General features: G+C 72.0%; 13 protein-coding genes and 1 pseudogene. 12 read left to right on the top strand and 2 right to left on the bottom strand.

Annotated features, from left to right (window positions below):
- Window positions 1–93: 93 nt before the first annotated feature.
- Window positions 94–1,635: a CdaR family transcriptional regulator gene (locus B1L11_RS17315; RefSeq protein WP_079315442.1), complete on the top strand. Its 1,542-nt coding sequence runs from the start codon at window positions 94–96 to the stop codon at window positions 1,633–1,635.
- 117 nt (window positions 1,636–1,752) lie between these two features.
- Window positions 1,753–3,007 (top strand): annotated as a pseudogene (locus tag B1L11_RS17310) (NAD(P)/FAD-dependent oxidoreductase).
- A gap of 48 nt (window positions 3,008–3,055) precedes the next feature.
- Here the strand turns inward: B1L11_RS17310 and B1L11_RS17305 are convergent.
- Both B1L11_RS17305 and B1L11_RS17300 read right to left on the bottom strand, forming a co-directional pair.
- The gene (locus B1L11_RS17305) at window positions 3,056–6,808 is read right to left on the bottom strand and encodes an NACHT and WD repeat domain-containing protein (protein ID WP_079315441.1); all 3,753 of its coding nucleotides are present in this window, start codon (window positions 6,806–6,808) and stop codon (window positions 3,056–3,058) included.
- Window positions 6,805–7,221, bottom strand: coding sequence for a hypothetical protein (locus B1L11_RS17300; RefSeq protein WP_079315440.1), 417 nt, complete (start codon window positions 7,219–7,221; stop codon window positions 6,805–6,807). The genes B1L11_RS17305 and B1L11_RS17300 overlap by 4 nt, the downstream gene beginning before the upstream one ends.
- Before the next feature lie 346 nt (window positions 7,222–7,567).
- Here B1L11_RS17300 and B1L11_RS17295 point away from each other — a divergent pair, with 346 nt between their 5' ends.
- From B1L11_RS17295 to B1L11_RS17260, 10 genes are all read left to right on the top strand, one after another.
- On the top strand, window positions 7,568–8,650 hold the full coding sequence (locus B1L11_RS17295; protein ID WP_239109317.1) for a DUF917 domain-containing protein: 1,083 nt from the start codon (window positions 7,568–7,570) through the stop codon (window positions 8,648–8,650).
- On the top strand, window positions 8,647–9,693 hold the full coding sequence (locus tag B1L11_RS17290) for a hydantoinase/oxoprolinase family protein (RefSeq protein WP_256862636.1): 1,047 nt from the start codon (window positions 8,647–8,649) through the stop codon (window positions 9,691–9,693). The genes B1L11_RS17295 and B1L11_RS17290 overlap by 4 nt, the downstream gene beginning before the upstream one ends.
- 126 nt (window positions 9,694–9,819) lie before the next feature.
- Window positions 9,820–10,194 carry a hypothetical protein gene (locus B1L11_RS51085; protein WP_256862635.1) on the top strand — a complete coding sequence of 125 codons (375 nt, stop codon included), beginning with the start codon at window positions 9,820–9,822 and terminating at the stop codon, window positions 10,192–10,194.
- A 17-nt stretch (window positions 10,195–10,211) separates the two neighbouring features.
- Window positions 10,212–11,846: an ABC transporter substrate-binding protein gene (locus B1L11_RS17285; RefSeq protein WP_079315438.1), complete on the top strand. Its 1,635-nt coding sequence runs from the start codon at window positions 10,212–10,214 to the stop codon at window positions 11,844–11,846.
- A gap of 2 nt (window positions 11,847–11,848) precedes the next feature.
- Window positions 11,849–12,418, top strand: a complete 570-nt coding sequence (locus tag B1L11_RS51080; RefSeq protein WP_256862634.1) for an ABC transporter permease — start codon at window positions 11,849–11,851, stop codon at window positions 12,416–12,418.
- Complete coding sequence (locus B1L11_RS51075) at window positions 12,406–12,864, top strand: ABC transporter permease (protein ID WP_256862633.1); 459 nt, start codon at window positions 12,406–12,408, stop codon at window positions 12,862–12,864. Before B1L11_RS51080 ends, B1L11_RS51075 begins: the two co-directional genes overlap by 13 nt.
- Complete coding sequence (locus tag B1L11_RS17275; protein WP_079315437.1) at window positions 12,861–13,718, top strand: ABC transporter permease; 858 nt, start codon at window positions 12,861–12,863, stop codon at window positions 13,716–13,718. Before B1L11_RS51075 ends, B1L11_RS17275 begins: the two co-directional genes overlap by 4 nt.
- Window positions 13,719–13,791: 73 nt before the next feature.
- Window positions 13,792–14,589, top strand: a complete 798-nt coding sequence (locus B1L11_RS17270; RefSeq protein ID WP_079315436.1) for an ABC transporter ATP-binding protein — start codon at window positions 13,792–13,794, stop codon at window positions 14,587–14,589.
- Entirely contained in the window at window positions 14,586–15,572 is a 987-nt protein-coding gene (locus B1L11_RS17265) for an ABC transporter ATP-binding protein (protein WP_079315435.1), read from the top strand. The genes B1L11_RS17270 and B1L11_RS17265 overlap by 4 nt, the downstream gene beginning before the upstream one ends.
- Window positions 15,556–16,077: a hypothetical protein gene (locus tag B1L11_RS17260; protein ID WP_079315434.1), complete on the top strand. Its 522-nt coding sequence runs from the start codon at window positions 15,556–15,558 to the stop codon at window positions 16,075–16,077. The genes B1L11_RS17265 and B1L11_RS17260 overlap by 17 nt, the downstream gene beginning before the upstream one ends.
- The last annotated feature ends 170 nt before the right edge of the window (window positions 16,078–16,247 follow it).

Raw genomic sequence — 16,247 nt, 5'->3', positions numbered from 1 at the left:
GAAGGCCCGGCCTCCGGAAACGGAGACCGGGCCTTCGGCCTTCCACGGGTCCGGTACGGGAACATCCGTCGCGCCCTGCGGCAGGAGTAGCGCATGATCACGTTGGATCGCCTGGTCAACGTGCTGGGCGCGTACGGCGTGCGGCTGTGCGGGCGGCCCGAGCGGCGCTCGGCGCGGCTGCGCAGCGTGGCGATGCCGGACGCCACCGACGGCCGGGTCACCGGTGACGTGCTCGTGGCCGTGGGAGCCGGGTCGGTGACCGAGGCGGTGCGGTGGGCGGTCGCGGCGCAGGCCACGGTGGTCCTGGTGCGGGCGGGAGCCGAGACCGCCCGCGAGGCGGCCGTGGCCGGCGAGAGCCACGACGTGTCGGTGATGCTGGTCGACCCCGCCGTCTCGTGGAGCCACCTCGTCGGGGTGGTCTACGGACTGGTGCTGGAAGGGCGGGAGACCGAGTCGGGGCGGGGGCCCACGGACCTGTTCGCGCTGGCCGACAGCCTGGCCGACACCGTCGGCGGCGCGGTGACGATCGAGGACCCGCTCTCGCGGGTGCTCGCGTACTCCCGCTCCCAGCAGGCGGGCGACCCGGCCCGGCTGGAGACGATCCTGGTGCGGCAGGTGCCGGAGCGGCTGCGGGAGATGTTCCGTGCGCGTGGGGTGTTCGCCCGCCTGGCGGCGACGGACGAGCCGATCTTCGTCGAGCCGGACCCGTCGCACGGCATGACCGGGCGGATGGTGGTGGCGGTGCGGGCCGGCCGCGAGCTGCTCGGCTCCGTATGGGTGACCTGCGGCAGCCCCCTGACCGGCACGCGGCACACCGCGCTGGCGAACGGCGCGCGCACCGTGGCGCTGCACCTGCTGCGCTCCCGGGCGAGCGCGGACCTGGAACGGCAGGTGGAGTCCGACCTGGTCGTCCGGCTGCTGGAGGGCACCGCCGACGCCGCGACCGTGGTCAGCCGCCTGGGGCTGTCCGCGCCGGAGATGCGGGTGGTGGCCGTGCGCACGCTCACCTCCGAGGAGCCGCACGCCATGCTCCTGCTGGCCTTCGAGCGGGCCACCACCGGTTTCGGCTGGTCCAGGCCCGGGAGGAGCACGCTGCTCGGCGACACGCTCTACACGATCCTGCCGGACGCGGGGGCGGCGGCGGCCCGGGAATGGGTGGCCAACCTGGGCGCGGGGCTGCCGTCGCGGGTGCGCGTCGCGGCCGGAATCGGCGCGGCGGCCCAGGCGGCCGAGCTGCCGGCGAGCCGCCGGGAGGCGGAGGAGTGCCTGGCGCTGCACGAGAGGGACGCCTCCCACGCCGTGCCGCCCAGCGGGCCGCCCGCGTACGACGAGTCCTGGGACGACATCCTGCTGCAGCGGTTGCGCGCCGCGGCGCGCGCGGGCCGCGTCCCCGCACGCGGACCGGTGAGCGCGCTGCGCCGGCACGACGCCCTCCACGACACCCACTACGTGGCGACGTTACGGGCGTGGCTGGAGGCCCAGGGCGATCTCGCGGTCGCCGCCGAACGGCTCGGCGTGCACGCCAACACCGTCCGCAACCGCCTGCGCAGGATGAGCGAGGTGACCTCACTGAACCTGGACGACCCGCGCAAGCGCCTCGCCATGGTCATCACTCTGGCCGCCGAGGACGAATAAGCGGTTGTCCGAAATCCACAACAGGGGCCCGGTGATTGTGCGGCCGCTACAACGGTCCGCGGCGCCGAACGGGCGATGCTGACCGGGTTAGCAGTCGCCTGGTGTGGAGGTTGGGGCATGTCCGAGCGCGTTGACGACTGGCCGCGGTCGGTCATCGTGGTGGGCGCGGGGATCGTGGGCCTGTCCACCGCGTGGTTCCTGCAGGAACGCGGTGTGGAGGTCACCGTGGTCGACCGCCGGGGCGTGGCGGCCGGCGCGTCCTGGGGCAACGCGGGCTGGATCGCGCCTGGCCTGGCCATCCCGCTGAACGAGCCCTCCGTGCTGCGTTACGGCCTGCGCTCGCTGCTCAACCCGGCCGCGCCGCTGCACGTCCCGGCGACCGTCGATCCGGGACTGTGGGCGTTCCTGACCCGCTTCGCCGCCAACTGCCGGTGGTCGTCGTGGACCAGGGCGGTGCGGGCCAACCTGCCGCTCAACGAGGAGTGCATCGAGGCGTACGAGGTGCTCGCCGGCAACGGCGTGGCCGCCCCCGTCGAGGACGCGCCGATCACCGCGGGGTTCCGTACGCCGCGCCAGGCCGAGGGGCTGCTCCGCGAACTGCGCCGGATGGCCGAGGCCGGGCAGCCGGTGGACCACACCGCGCTGGACGCGCGGCGACTGGCCGAGGCCGTGCCGCTCGCCTCGGAGGCCCTCACCGCGGGCGTGCGGATCGACGGGCAGCGCTACATCGACCCCGGCCGCTTCGTCCACGCCCTGGGCGAGGCCGTCGTCGCCCGGGGCGCCACCGTCGAGAAGCACGAGGTCGCCGACGTGCGCACGGACACCAAGAAGGTCGTCGTGGTGGCCGGGGACGGCGCCGCCCTGTCCGCCGACGCCGTGGTGCTGGCCACCGGCGCCTGGCTGTCCCGGCTGGCCGGCCGCTGGGGCGTACGCGTCCCCGTACAGGCCGGGCGCGGCTACTCGTTCACCGTGCCGGTCGACCACCCCGTCCCCGGCCCGATCTACCTGCCGGACGTGCGGGTGGCGTGCACGCCCTACCAGGGCGGGCTGCGTGTCGCGGGCACGATGGAATTCCGCGACCCCGACGCTCCGGCCGTCGAGGCCCGGCTGAAGGCGATCATCGCCTCGGCCCGCCCCCTGCTGCGGGGGGTGCGCTGGGAGGAACGCACCGACGTCTGGGTCGGCCCCCCGGCCGGTCACGCCGGACGGACGGCCCCTGATCGGCGCGACCGACGCCCCGGGGATCTACGTGGCCGGCGGGCACGGCATGTGGGGCCTGGCCCACGGCCCGGCCACCGGACGGCTCCTCGCCGAGCAGATCACCACCGGCAAGCAGCCCGCCGCCCTGCGGGAGTTCGACCCGCTGCGCTGAGCGCCGCCTTTCCGGCCCTGCCGCCGGAGCACTCCGGTGAGCGCGTCCTCAGGTTCCCGGCGCACACGCCGGAAGCTCCGGCGCGGGGCCGCCGATGTACCGCTCCCAATCCGCTTGGGAGAGCGTCCGGCCGGCGACCTGACACGCCGTACGGATCCATGAATCTTCTGAGATGGGGAACTCGCGGAACTCGGTCTGATTTCCATCCGCTGGTTCCGTCACCATGACAAGCGTCAGGCCGTCTGGAGTGAAGGCCATGCCCGTCTTTCGGTAGGGTGATTCCTCGGACAGTTGGACGACGCCCAACATGCTGCCCGAGTCGATGTCGGTGATTACGGCCGTGGAATCAGAACGCCGGCGTATCACGAGATTCTTGCCGTTGGAGACGACTTCTCCGATGTAACGATCGTCTCCCGGGAGCGAACGGATAATCCTGCGGGCTTCGGAATCCCGCACTTCCAGACGGTCGTCGATGTACTGGATCAAGGTGCGATCGCCGGCATAGGCAACTCGCCAAGCGCCTTCGGATATTTTCCTGACTGTTCCGCGCCGCAGGTCTATGAAGAATGCTTCATTCTTGTCTTCGGGTTCGACTCCGACGATGATCGCCGCGGTCATCGTCCGGCCGTTCATGGCGACGCTGAGGGGGCAACTTCGGAGGTTCAAGGTAGGCACTGTCCGCAAGATGCTTCCCGTGGAGATGTCGCGGACCAGTATCCGGCCGGACGTGTGGAACTCCATGATATTTCTGGCATCGTTCGACCATGCCATGTGGCATACGGGATCGTCCGGCGACGGCCAGCGGGCGATCGGGTCGGGATCGTCAGGTGTTCGAATCTCGATGGTTTCGTCCACCTCGTTGAACAACAACAACTTCCGGCCATCGGGGCTCCACAGCGGAGCCGTCCCGCCACCCGGAATGACGAAGGGCTGATCAGGTGAACCCAGGTTCTTCAGCGCCACCGACCCTCCGGTGCCGCTCACCACGGCGGCCTGTCGCCCGTCCGGCCTGATCGCGATCGAAGGCGCCCGGCAGCCGTTGCATGCTCCGTCGACCGTGACCTGTCCATGCACCCGGAACAACGATGATTTGTCGAGATCCCACAGGGTGAGCCGATCGTCGGAGGCCGAGACCAGACGACTGTCGCGGTCTCCGAGGAAAAGCAGGATTCCGTCGTTCACGGACCCGTTGCCGGTCAAGGCGATGGGCGGCTGGGGTGCGGATCCTTTCCCGGTTCGAGTAGCGGCGACATAGATGGTGCTGGTGTCGGCGACGGCCAGCCGCGTTCCGTTCCGGCTGATCGCGAGCGCGTTCGGGCTGCTGCCCTCGACCAGAGCGGTGCGATCGGGGTGGTCAAACCGGTCGGGATCGGCATTCGCACGTGCCGCCCAGAGGGGAACGGTGGTTTCCCCGTTGGTGTAGCTGATGAACGTGCCGTCCGGTGAGAGCCCTGACGCCAGGTTGTAGATCCCGAACCCCAACGAACCGGATGCCTTCGTCGTCAGCTCGGGCAGGGTGCGCCGCTCCCAGTATCCGTAGGCGAGATCGAGCAGCACTACTTCGGACGAACTGGGAAACGCGATTCGGTCCGGGGCCTGTTGCGTGTTCTTCGTCAACCATCGGTTGGAATCGGCGGCTATGACGCTCAGAAACGCCGCATCGATGGTTTCGCCCTCCTGGGCGACGACCACAAGTTCGCCGTCGGGTGAAACACCGACGGACACGGGGGTGCCGCCCCGCGGCGGCAGGGGAAGCGGTTCTGCGGACCGCCCGGATCGCCACCGAGTGATCGTCTTGCCGTCGGTGGCGATGATCTGATCGCCCGAGCCGTCAACGCCGACACTCCTGACCCGCCCGGCGAGCCGGGCCACGACCTTCCGATCGCGAGCCTCGACATCCCACCGCAGAACCTCACCCTCCTGCGTACCCGCCACGATCACGTTTCCGTCCCCGGACGCGGCGATCGTCGTCACATACCCGGTCGCGTACAGGTATCGCATCAGGTGAGGGGTGGCCGTGCGCGAGTGGAACAGCGCGGCGCGAGTCTGCGGGTTCTGGTCCAGGCGGTACGCCTGGACAGCGAGGAGCTGGGCGACATCGGCGCGAGTGCTCAGCAAGGATTCCGAAACGGCTGCCGCCTGCCGAGCCGTGGCGATCCGCTCGCGTTCGTGTGCCCTGTTGTTCTGGTCGACCGCGAACACGGCTGCCGTGCTGGCGGCCAGGGCGAGCACGGCGAGGATGGCGACGGCTCCGGTGCGCAGGCGTTGGGTACGCCGCCGCAGCCGGGTGGACGCGGCCAGAAACGCTCGCGCGGTGGTGGTGAGGACATGATGCGATCGGGTGGTGGCCCAGGCCCGTGTGGTCTCCAGGTGGGCCCCTCGGTACAGCAGGGAGGGATCACGGCCCTTGCGTTCCCACTCGGTTGCCGCTTCTTCCAGCTTCTGATGGGTCAGGTGGCCGACGCGGTCGTCGTTGATCCAATCGCGTAGCCGGGGCCAGCCGTGCAGGAGCGCCTCGTGGGTGATCTCGACAGAGTCCTGGTTGCGGGTGAGCAGGCGACCTTGGGTGAAAGCGTCCACGACCACTGTGGCCGAGCCGCGGTCGACGCCCGAGCTGAGGAGATCGTTGCGGGTCACGCGGCGCCGTGTGTCTTCGACGCCGTCGCCGATGGCGACCAGGCGCAGGAACAGGGCCCGGGCGGTCTGCCGATCCGCCGAGTCCAACCCGGTGAAGATGCGTTCGGCGGTGGTGGCCACGGCTTGCTGGATGCCTCCGGTGACCCGGTAGCCGTCCACGGTCAGCCGGTGGCCGTGCCGCTGCTGCCAGGTGGTGCGCAGCGCGTGGGCCAGCAGCGGGAGACGCCCGGCCTCGTATCCGTCGCCGGAGCCGGCCCCCATGTCGCTGAGCAGGAGTTCGACCAGCCCCGGCTCGACGTCCAGCTCCACGTCCCTGGCCGGGTACAGGATCGCCTCGCGCAGTTCGTCCTGCGACATCGGCCCGACGAACACCTGCCCGTCCTGCAATGCGGCCCGTAGCGGGGGGTAGCCGGCGCACGGGGTGTAGAAGTCCGAGCGCAAACCGCAGACGACCAGCGCGACAGGAGGGGTTCCATCAGGGCCGGGGGCGGCCAGGTGGGTGATCAGATCGACGAAGCGGTGCCGTTCGGACTCGTCCGCGCACTGCGTGAACAGTTCTTCCAACTGATCGACGACCACGACCATGCGTGCCCCGACAGCGTCCTGACCAGCGGCCCGGGTTCGCAGTGCCTGGCGCAGCATCCGCGCGCACAGGTCCGGGTCCGCCGCGGTCGCCTGACCCGCCTGCTCCGGCCCGAGGCCGGCACACGCCTCCAGGTTCGTCGTCAACGCCGCCATCGGCTGGGCCGTGGGCGTGAACGACAACCGAGGCCAGTGCCTCGACCCGGGAAGGGCGCCGTCCTCCAGGGCGGGCATCAAACCGGCTCGCAGCAGCGATGACTTGCCCGCCCCTGAGGGAGCCACCACCATCAGCGGGCCGCCGCGCCGTGCATGCTCATCCAGCCGCTCTGTCAGCTCCGCCAGCAGCCGGTCCCGGCCGAAGAACCAGCGGGCCTGCTCGGGCCCGAACGCGGCCAACCCCGGATAGGGGCAGTGGTCGATAACCTCGCCTGTCTGGGCTTTTCGCCGGTGCCGGACTCCGTCCTGATAGTAGAAGTGCTGGTCCCGGCCTGCTTGGTAAACCCGGCCCGCGCCGGAAACCTCGGCGTGGAAATCGGGACCGGCGTGCTCGTGGTCCGCCGGACGCTGGGACGGCCGGGTCATTTCTCGTCGATGTGCTGGTCCCGGCCCGCTTGGAACACGCGCCCGTGCCCGTATGCCCTGGCCGTCATGGTGATGTCGCGGACCTGGGACTGTTCGGCCGCGGGCAGCAACGGAGTCAGCTCCTGGTCCAGGATCCGGCGCAGCTCGTCACCCAGTCGCGGGTCGGCGGCCAGCAGTCGCCGCAGCTTGCGCTGCCAGTCGTCGACCAGGCCCTGCTCGGCCTGCCGATCGCCCGCTTGACGTGCGATGACCATCTCCGCACGCGTCTCCTCCAGCTCGGCTTCGACCGCCGGCACCCGCTCGGGATGCACCCGCCGCCAAAGTGCGACCACCGCCTCGCGGGCCTGCTGCCAGCCTTCGGTCGTCATCGCGGTCACCATCGCGGTCGCCGCGGCGAGCACCAGCGGGTCCATCCTCGCCCTCCCACAGGCACGAATCCGGTCACCGAATTCCACCGTACCCAATTCCGGCGCCATGCAAATGGGAGAATGCGAGAATTGATTCGTGATAAATCCCAGAAATTTATGACACTTCTCAATTCGGTCGCGGGCGCTCGTGCGACACCCGGAACGTCTACCGGGCGCGGGCGGCGACATGAGCGGCCGGACCAGCCCGCCCGTCCGGGAGCCTTCGGCCCGGCCGTCGGCGGGGGGCCGAGCTGACCGCCCTGCACCAGGAAGGCATCCCCGGATTGTCGTGATACGACAACAAATGCCGCATCGATGGTCGTTGGCGACATTGAGGCGGGACCGTCCGGTGGTGAAGGCTCCCCGCATGCAGGCCCGCATCACACTGGAGGATGTCGCCGCGCTGGCCCGTGGCTGCGCCGTGCTCGGCACCGGCGGCGGCGGGGACGTCCGTCCCGGCGCCATCGCCGCCCGGCGCGCTATACGCGAGCACGGCGAGGTGCCGCTGGTCACCCTGGACGAGTTGCCCGGCGACGCCCTCGTGCTGCCGCTGTCGGGGATCGGCGCCCCCACTGTCAGCAACGAGATGGTCCACGGCACGGACGAGCCGGTCAGGATCGCCGAGGAGATCGAACGGATCTTCGGCCGGCCGCCCGCCGCCGTCATGTCCTCGGAGATCGGCGGCGGCAACGGCGTCGCCCCGGTGGCCTGGGCGGCCAGGCTCGGGCTGCCGCTGCTCGACGCCGACGCGATGGGCCGGGCCTTCCCCGAGGTCCAGATGGTCTCGATGTACGTGGCCGGGATCCCGGCCAACCTCGTGGTCATGTCCGACGTCGTCGGCAACGTCGTGACGATCCGGCCGATCGACGGCCTGTGGTCGGAGCAGATCGCGCGGGCCGTCTGCGTGGCCGCGGGGTCGAGCGCACTGATGGCCGACTACGTGCTGACCGCGCGGGAGTGCGCGGGCGCGGTGATCGAGGGCACGGTGACCCGGGCGATCGCGGTCGGCCGGGCGACCGAGGGCGCCGCCGACCCGCTGGCCGCCCTGACCGCCGAGCTCGGCGCGGTACGGCTGATCACCGGCAAGCTGGCCGACCTGGAGCGCAGGACCACCGGAGGGTTCGCCCGGGGCACGGCGACGATCGAGGGCACCGGCGACGACCGGGGCAGGACGCTCACCCTGGAGATCCAGAACGAGAACCTCGTCGCCGTCGAGGACGGCCGGGTCAGGGCCATGGTGCCCGACCTGATCACGGTGGTCGACAGCCAGACGGCGACGGCGATCCAGACCGAGGGGTTGCGCTACGGCCAGCGGGTGACCGTGCTGGCCTGGCCCTGCGACCCCCTGTGGCGTACGCCGAAGGGCCTGGAGACGGCGGGCCCGCGGGCGTTCGGCTACGACATGGACTACCTGCCGGTGGAGAAGATCGCATGAGTAACACCTTGCGGGTCGGCATCGACGTGGGCGGCACCAACACCGATGCGGTGGTGCTGGACGACGACGACCGGGTCCTCGCCACCGCCAAGCGGCCCACCAGCCCCGACGTGACCGAGGGCCTGCGCGCGGCGCTCGACGCGGTCCTCGCAGAGCTGCCCGAGCCGGGCCTGGACAAGCGCGTGAAGCGGGTGATGCTCGGCACCACCCACGCGACCAACGCCATCCTGGAGCGGCGCGCGCTCGGCCGGGTGGCCGTGCTGCGGCTCGGCGCCCCGGCGACCACGTCCGTGCCGCCGCTCAGCGAGTGGCCCGACGACCTGCGCGACACCGTCGCGGCGGGCACCGCGATCGTGCGCGGCGGGCACTTCGTGGACGGGCGCGAGATCGCGCCTCTCGACGTGGACGCGGTCAGGAAGTTCGTGGCGACCACGCCGGCCGACGCGATCGCCGTCACCGGCGTGTTCAGCCCGGCGAGCGCCGACCAGGAGAACCGGGTCGCCGAGATCATCCGTGCCGAGATCGGCGACGTGCCGGTGAGCCTCAGCCACGAGATCGGCTCGCTCGGCCTGCTGGAGCGCGAGAACGCGACCGTGCTCAACGCCGCCCTGTACGGCGTGGCCCGCGACGTCACCGCCGCGCTGCGCGGGGCCCTGGAGGCGAGGGGCCTGGAGGTCGAGACGTACTTCGCGCAGAACGACGGCACGTTGATGGCCGTCGACTACGCGGCCCGCTACCCGGTGCTGACCATCGGCTCGGGGCCGGCCAACTCGCTGCGCGGAGCGGCGTACCTGTCGGGCGTGACGGACGCGATCGTGGCCGACGTCGGCGGCACCTCGACCGACCTCGGCGTGCTCGTGGGCGGCTTCCCCCGGGAGTCCGCCGCGGCGGTCGAGATCGGCGGGGTGACGACCAACTTCCGGATGCCGACATCCTGTCCATCGCGCTCGGCGGCGGCACGATCGTCGGGGCGGAGCCGCGCTCGGTCGGCTACCGGATCGGCACGGAGGCGCTGGTCTTCGGCGGCTCCACCCCCACCATGACCGACGCCGCGGTGGCGGCCGGGCGGGGGACGGTCGGCACCCGTCCCGTCCCCGAGGAGTGGTACGAGCGCCTGGCCGGGGGCCGTACGGGCGGCCGACGAGGCCGTCGCGGACGCGGTGGACCGCGTGGCGCTCGGGCGGGCCGACCGGCCGCTCGTCGCGGTCGGCGGCGGCGCGTTCCTGCTGGCCGATCACGTGCCCGGGGCACGTGAGGTCATCCGCCCGGCGCACGCGGAGGTGGCCAACGCCGTGGGCGCGGCCATCGCCCTCGCCAGCGGCAGGCTCGAAACGATCGTGCCCGCTTCTGGGGGCGGGAGCTCCAGGGCTAGATTGATCGACAACGCCAAGGAGGAGGCGGCCGCGCGGGCCGTCGCCGCCGGGGCCGACCCCGCAACCGTTCAGATCGTCGAGCTCAGCGAGATCCCTCTCAGCTACCTTCCTGAGCCCGCGGTGCGCCTGCACGTCAAGGCCGCCGGCCCCCTCGCCCGGCAGGCCGGATAGGAAAGGAACTCCCTCACATGCGCTGGCACAAGCGTCTTCTCGCCGCGGGAGCCGTGACCGCCGTGACGGTCACCGCCGCGGCCTGCTCGGGCGGGCAGGTCCGCGGCGCCGCCGACTCCACCCCGCAGCCCGGCTCCTCGGCCGGCTCGGCCGGAGGCTCGGCCGACAGCACGTTCGTGTACGTCCCCAACCTGGACGTCGTCACCGACTGGGACCCCGCGAGCTCGTATTCCAACGAGATCATCGCGATGGAGAACATCTACGAGTCGCTGACCCGCTACAACCCGCAGACGAAGAAGGCCGAGCCCCGCCTGGCGTCCTCGTGGACCTCCTCCTCGGACGGCAAGAAGTGGACGTTCACCCTGCGCCAGGGCGCGACGTTCCACACGGGCAAGCCGGTGGACGCCGCCGCGGCCAAGGCGGCGATCGAGCGCACGATCAAGGAGGGGCAGGGGGCGGCCTACATCTGGGGCGCGGTCGACAAGATCGAGGCCAAGGACGCCACGACGCTGGAGTTCACGCTCAAGTACCCCGCCCCGCTCGACCTGGTCGCCTCGGCCGGCTACGCGTCGTACATCTACGACACCACGGCCGCCTCCGGCGACCTGAAGAAGTGGTTCGGCGAGGGCCATGACGCGGGCTCCGGGCCCTACACGATCGAGAGCTGGCAGAAGGGCAAGGAGACCGAGCTCACGCTCAAGGCGTTCGACGGCTACTGGGGTGGCTGGGACGGCCAGCACTACAAGAAGATCGCCTTCCGGGTCACGCCCGAGCTGACCACCGCCTGGCAGCTGCTGCAGCGCGGCGAGGTGTCGTTCGTCCAGCGGCTCAACTCGCAGCTGTTCGCCCAGGCGGGGGCCACGGACACGGTGCAGACCTCGCAGACGCCGTCGTTCCAGAACCTGCTCGTGCTGTTCAACACGGCCGACGGCCCGCTCAAGGACGTGAAGCTGCGCCAGGCCCTGCAGAAGGCGATCGACTACGACGGCCTCGTGGCGGCGATGAAGGGCTCGGGCGTGGCCGCCAGCGGCCTGGTCCCCGAGGGCCTGCTCGGCAACATCCCCGGCATGACGCCCAAGCAGGACCTCGCGGGCGCCGAGGCGCTGCTCAAGGAGGCCGGGTACGGCCCCGGCGGCAAGCAGCTCGACCTGACGCTGACCTACGCCCAGGGGGACTCCGACCAGGAACTGCTGGTCACGCTGCTCTCCTCGGCGCTCGACAAGCTCAACGTGAAGCTGTCGGCCAAGCCGCTGCAGTGGACCACGCAGTGGGACCAGGGCAAGGCGAAGGACCCGTCGAAGCGCCAGGACATTTTCATCATGTACTGGTTCCCCGACTACGCCGACGCCTACTCGTGGTTCGTCAACGTCTTCCACGGTGAGAAGAACGTGCAGTTCAACCTCTCCTACCTGAAGGACGCGGCGATCGACAAGGAGATCGACGAGCTGCCCGCGCTTACCGCGACCGACAAGGCCGCGGCGGAGAAGGCGTACGCCGACCTCCAGAACAAGATCATTAACGAGCAGGCGGCGGTGGCCGTGCCGTACGTGCAGAACTACCAGCGGGCCTACGCCAAGTCGGTCCAGGGGTACGTGGACAATCCGGCCTACCCCAACGTGGTGTTCGTCTACGACCTGAAGCCCGGCGCCTGATCATGCCGAGGTACCTGATCCGCCGGCTCGGCCAGGCCGTCCTGGTCGTGGCCGGCGTGATCGTCCTCACGTTCGCCGTCATGCGCCTGGTGCCCGGCGACCCGGCCGTGGCGTACGCCGGGCCGAAGGCGACGGCGGCCGAGCTCGCCGAGGCCCGGCGGCGGTTCGGCCTGGACGACCCGCTGCCGGTGCAGTTGTGGAACTACGTGCGCGACCTGCTGGGCGGCGACTGGGGGACCAGCCTGCACACCCGGCAGCCCGTGCGCGACGACCTCTTCCAGGCGTTCCCCGCCTCCCTGGAACTCGTGGGCGCGGCGCTGATCATCGCGCTGGTCGCAGGCATCCCGCTGGGGATCGCCGCCGCCCGCTACAAGGGCCGCCTGCCCGACCTGTCGGTGCGGCTGTCGTCGATGCTGGCCGTGTCGGTGCCGGTGTTCTGGCTGGCGCTGGCCCTGCAGACGGTCTTCGCCAGCGGGCTCGGCTGGTTCCCCGTCGCCGGGGAGTACGACGCCTCGCTCGACCGGACCAGCCCGCTGCACCTCTACACCAACATCACGCCGTGGACGCGCTGATCACCGGCAACTGGCCGATCCTCACGAGCACGCTGTCGCACCTGGTGCTGCCCGCCCTGGTGATCGCGGCGTACCCGGCCGGGGTGGTGGCCCAGATGACCAGGGCCGCCCTCATCGAGGAGTCGTCACGCGACCACGCCCGGCTCGAGCGCGCGCTCGGCTTCGGGGAGACCGCGGTGCTCACCCGGTTCGCCCTGCGGCCCGCGCTGAACCCGGTGCTGTCGCTGATCGCGCTCGTCTTCGCGTACTCGATCGTGAACGGCTTCCTCGTGGAGGCCGTGTTCAACTGGCCGGGCCTCGGACGGTACGCCGCCGACTCGATCCGCTCGCTCGACACCCCCGCCATCGCCGGGGTCACGCTGCTGGTCGCCGTGCTGTACGTCATCGCCAACCTCGCCGTGGACCTCCTCCAGGGCGTGGTCGACCCGAGGGTGAGGGCCCGGTGACGGCCCCCGCTCTGCCCGTGTTCCGCCGTACGCCGCTGCGGCGCCTGGCCGGAGTGGACCGCCTCGCGGTGGCGGGGGCCGTGCTGCTGGGCATCGTCGTGCTCGCGGCGCTGCTCGCGCCGTGGATCGCCCCCTACCCGGAGGACGGCGGCTCGGCCACGCACCCCCTGGAGGCGCTGCTGCCGCCGAGCGGCGCCCACTGGTTCGGCACCGACCAGGTCGGCCGCGACGTGCTCAGCCGGGTCCTGTTCGGCGCCCGCACCTCGCTGCTGATCGCCGTCGCGGTGCTGGCCGTCAGCGGCGTGGCCGGCGTCATCCTGGGCGTGGTCGCCGGGTACGCCGGCGGCTGGGCCCGCGACGTGATCATGCGGGTGACCGACATCTTCCTCGCCTTCCCCGCGCTGCTGCTGTCGCTGGCGCTCGCCGTGGTGCTCCAGCCCAGCGTGACCACGGTGATCGTGGCGATCGCGGTCACCTGGTGGCCGTGGTACGCCCGGCTCACGGCGTCGGTCGCCTCGTCCGTGGCCACCCGGGGCTTCGTCGACTCCGCGCGCTGCCTGGGCGTGCCCGCCCCGCTCATCGTGCTGCGGCACGTGCTGCCGAACTCGCTCACGCCGGTGCTGGTCCAGTTGTCGCTGGACGGCGGCGGGGTCATCCTCACCGCCGCCGCGCTGTCGTACCTCGGGCTGGGCGCCCACGAGCCGACCTCCGAGTGGGGGCTGATGGTCCAGCAGGGCCAGTCGCTTTTCACCACCGACTGGTGGGTGGTGACCTTCCCCGGCCTCGCCATCCTGGTCACCGCGTTCTCGTTCAACGTGCTGGGCGAGGGGCTGAGGGCGAGGCTGTCGCGATGAGCGAGCGTAGCGAGCGAATCAATGAACACAGCGTCTGGCGAATGCCACTCCGAGCCGAAGGCGAGGAGGGCGCATGAGTTTGATCAGCGTGAGGGACCTCGTCGTGAGGATCGGCGACCGGGTGATCGCGTCGGTCCCCGAACTCGACGTGGCCGCGGGGGAGTGCGTGGCGATCGTCGGCGAGAGCGGATCGGGCAAGACCACCACCCTGCTCAGCACGCTCGGCCTCGTCCACGGCGCCGACGTCTCCGGCCGGATCACCGTCGGCGACGTGGACGTGCTCACGGCGAGCCCGGCGCGGCTGCGGGACATCCGCGGGTCGCGGGCCGCCCTGGTGATGCAGAGCCCGCAGGCCGCGCTCAACCCCACCATGCGCCTGGGCACGCTCATGCGCCGCGCGCTCGCCCGCCACGGCGTGAAGGGCGCGGACGCGCGGGAGCGGGCCGAGGAGGGCGTCCGCGCGGTGCTGCTCGACCCGGAGATCCTGCGCCGCTACCCCCACCAGGTGTCCGGCGGCCAGGCCCAGCGGTTCGCCATCGCGCTCGCCCTGGCGCTCGGCGCGCAGGTCGTGCTGGCCGACGAACCGACCAGCGCGCTCGACGTGACCGTGCAGGCCGAGGTGGTCGCGGTGCTGCGGCGGCTGCGCGACGAGCGCGGCCTCGCCGTGCTGCTGGTCTCCCACGACCTCGCGCTGGTCTCCACGATCGCCGACCGGGTCGTGGTCATGCGCGACGGCGCCGTGGTGGAGAGCGGGTCAGCCGCCGAGGTGTTCACCCGGCCGCGCGACCCCTACACCCAGGAGCTGATCGCCGCGGTGCCCGCACTACCCGACGCTGGGCCCGCACTGCCAGAACGCGCGGAGGGGTCATGACTCTGCTCGCCGCCGAGGGGGTCACCCTCGCCTACGGCACGACGGCGGTGGTCCACGACGTGAGCCTCGCCGTGGACGAGGGCGGCGTGGGCCTGATCGGGGAGAGCGGCTCGGGCAAGACCACGCTCGCCCGCGCCCTGCTCGGCCTCATGCGCCCGCGATCCGGCGTCGTCCGGTACGGCGCCGGCGACCTGGCCGGGCTCGGCAGGGCGGGCCGGGCCGAGTTCCGCCGGGCCGTGCAGCCGGTCTTCCAGGACGGCAGCGAGGCGCTCGACCCCCGGATGACGGCCGGGGCGTCGATCACCGAGGCCCTGACCACCCATCACCGCATGTCCAGGGCCGAGCGGCGGGACCGGGTCGCCGCGCTCCTCGCCGACGTGGGGCTCGACCCCGCGCTCGCCGCCCGCAGGCCGCACGAGATGTCCGGCGGCCAGCGGCAGCGGGTGGCCATCGCCCGCGCCCTGGCCGTGGAGCCGCGCCTGCTGGTGCTCGACGAGCCCACGAGCGCGCTCGACGTCACGGTGCAGGCCAGGATCCTCGACCTGCTGGAGAGGCTGGCCGCCGAACACGGGCTCGGCTACCTGCTCATCACGCACAACCTCGGCGTCGTGGGGCGGCTGTGCCGTACGTCGTCGGTGCTGTTCGCCGGGCGGGTCGTCGAGTCGGGCCCGACCATGGAACTGCTCACCCGCCCGGCCCACCCGTACACCCGGGCGCTGCGCGACGCGGTGCCGCGCCTGGGCGGCGAGCCGCCGCGCGCGGCCGGGCGGACCGAGGCGGCCGCGGCGGCGACGGGGTGCCCGTTCCGGCTGCGCTGTCCTCTCGCGGTGGACCGCTGCCGGGAGGAGACGCCGCAGGCGCGTGAGGTCGAGGGGCGTAAGGTGGCATGTCACCGTGCGGAGGAGGTGCTGACCACCCCGGCCTCCTCGGCTCCCCGCGATCCCCGTGACGAAGGTGAGACCCCCGATGCGCCGCGTCAGTGACCTGCTCAGGACGCCCGCGGGCCGCAGGCTGACGCTCGTCGCCGGGCCCTGGGACGCCCGGGAGGTCGGCAGCGTCGTCCTCGTCGACGAGATGCGCGAGCTGGCCTCGGCGGCCCCCGGCGCGCTGGCGATCCTGTCCCGCCACGCCATGCGGTCGTGCGACGTGCTCGACGCGCTGCGCCTGGCCGGCCGCGGCGGCCTGGCCGGGATCGTGCTGCCGGGCCCCTCGGGCACCTCGCCGGAGATGGTGGAGCTGGCCAGGCGGGAGGGGGTCGCGCTGCTCGCCGGCGCCTCCGACCACTCGCTGTCGGACACCGTGCTCGGCCTCAGCGCGGCCGTACGCGCCGACCCCGGGCTGCTGCTGCGCCGTACGCGCGAGGCCATCGAGGGCCTCGGCGCTATGGAGGGCGCGGGCGAGGACGACATCCTGCGCGCGGCGTCCGCCTCCGTCGGGGTCGCGTACGGTGCGCCGACCTGGCCGACCCGGCGGCCAACGCGACCGTGATCCGGGTCGGCGGCCGGCCGGACGGCTACGTGTGCTGGGAGGGCGAGGACCCGGCGGCGGCCATCGTCGCCCAGGTCGTCGCGACCACGCTCGGCCGGGTGCGGGCGGCCGCGCGGGAGGCGGAGGCGGCCCGCGAGCGCGCGCTGCTGGCCCTGCTCGGCGCCAAGGAC

The organism is Microbispora sp. GKU 823 (assembly GCF_002027145.1).
In the GTDB taxonomy this organism is placed as follows: domain Bacteria; phylum Actinomycetota; class Actinomycetes; order Streptosporangiales; family Streptosporangiaceae; genus Microbispora; species Microbispora siamensis.
This window is presented reverse-complemented; position numbering and strand designations above follow the sequence as displayed.

Coding starts and splice junctions, on each gene's coding strand:
- B1L11_RS17315 (WP_079315442.1), top strand. CDS start 94: ATGATCACGTTGGATCGCCTGGTCAACGTGCTGGGCGCGTACGGCGTG.
- B1L11_RS17305 (WP_079315441.1), bottom strand. CDS start 6,808: ATGACCCGGCCGTCCCAGCGTCCGGCGGACCACGAGCACGCCGGTCCC.
- B1L11_RS17300 (WP_079315440.1), bottom strand. CDS start 7,221: ATGGACCCGCTGGTGCTCGCCGCGGCGACCGCGATGGTGACCGCGATG.
- B1L11_RS17290 (WP_256862636.1), top strand. CDS start 8,647: ATGAGTAACACCTTGCGGGTCGGCATCGACGTGGGCGGCACCAACACC.
- B1L11_RS17285 (WP_079315438.1), top strand. CDS start 10,212: ATGCGCTGGCACAAGCGTCTTCTCGCCGCGGGAGCCGTGACCGCCGTG.
- B1L11_RS51080 (WP_256862634.1), top strand. CDS start 11,849: ATGCCGAGGTACCTGATCCGCCGGCTCGGCCAGGCCGTCCTGGTCGTG.
- B1L11_RS17270 (WP_079315436.1), top strand. CDS start 13,792: ATGAGTTTGATCAGCGTGAGGGACCTCGTCGTGAGGATCGGCGACCGG.
- B1L11_RS17265 (WP_079315435.1), top strand. CDS start 14,586: ATGACTCTGCTCGCCGCCGAGGGGGTCACCCTCGCCTACGGCACGACG.
- B1L11_RS17260 (WP_079315434.1), top strand. CDS start 15,556: ATGCGCCGCGTCAGTGACCTGCTCAGGACGCCCGCGGGCCGCAGGCTG.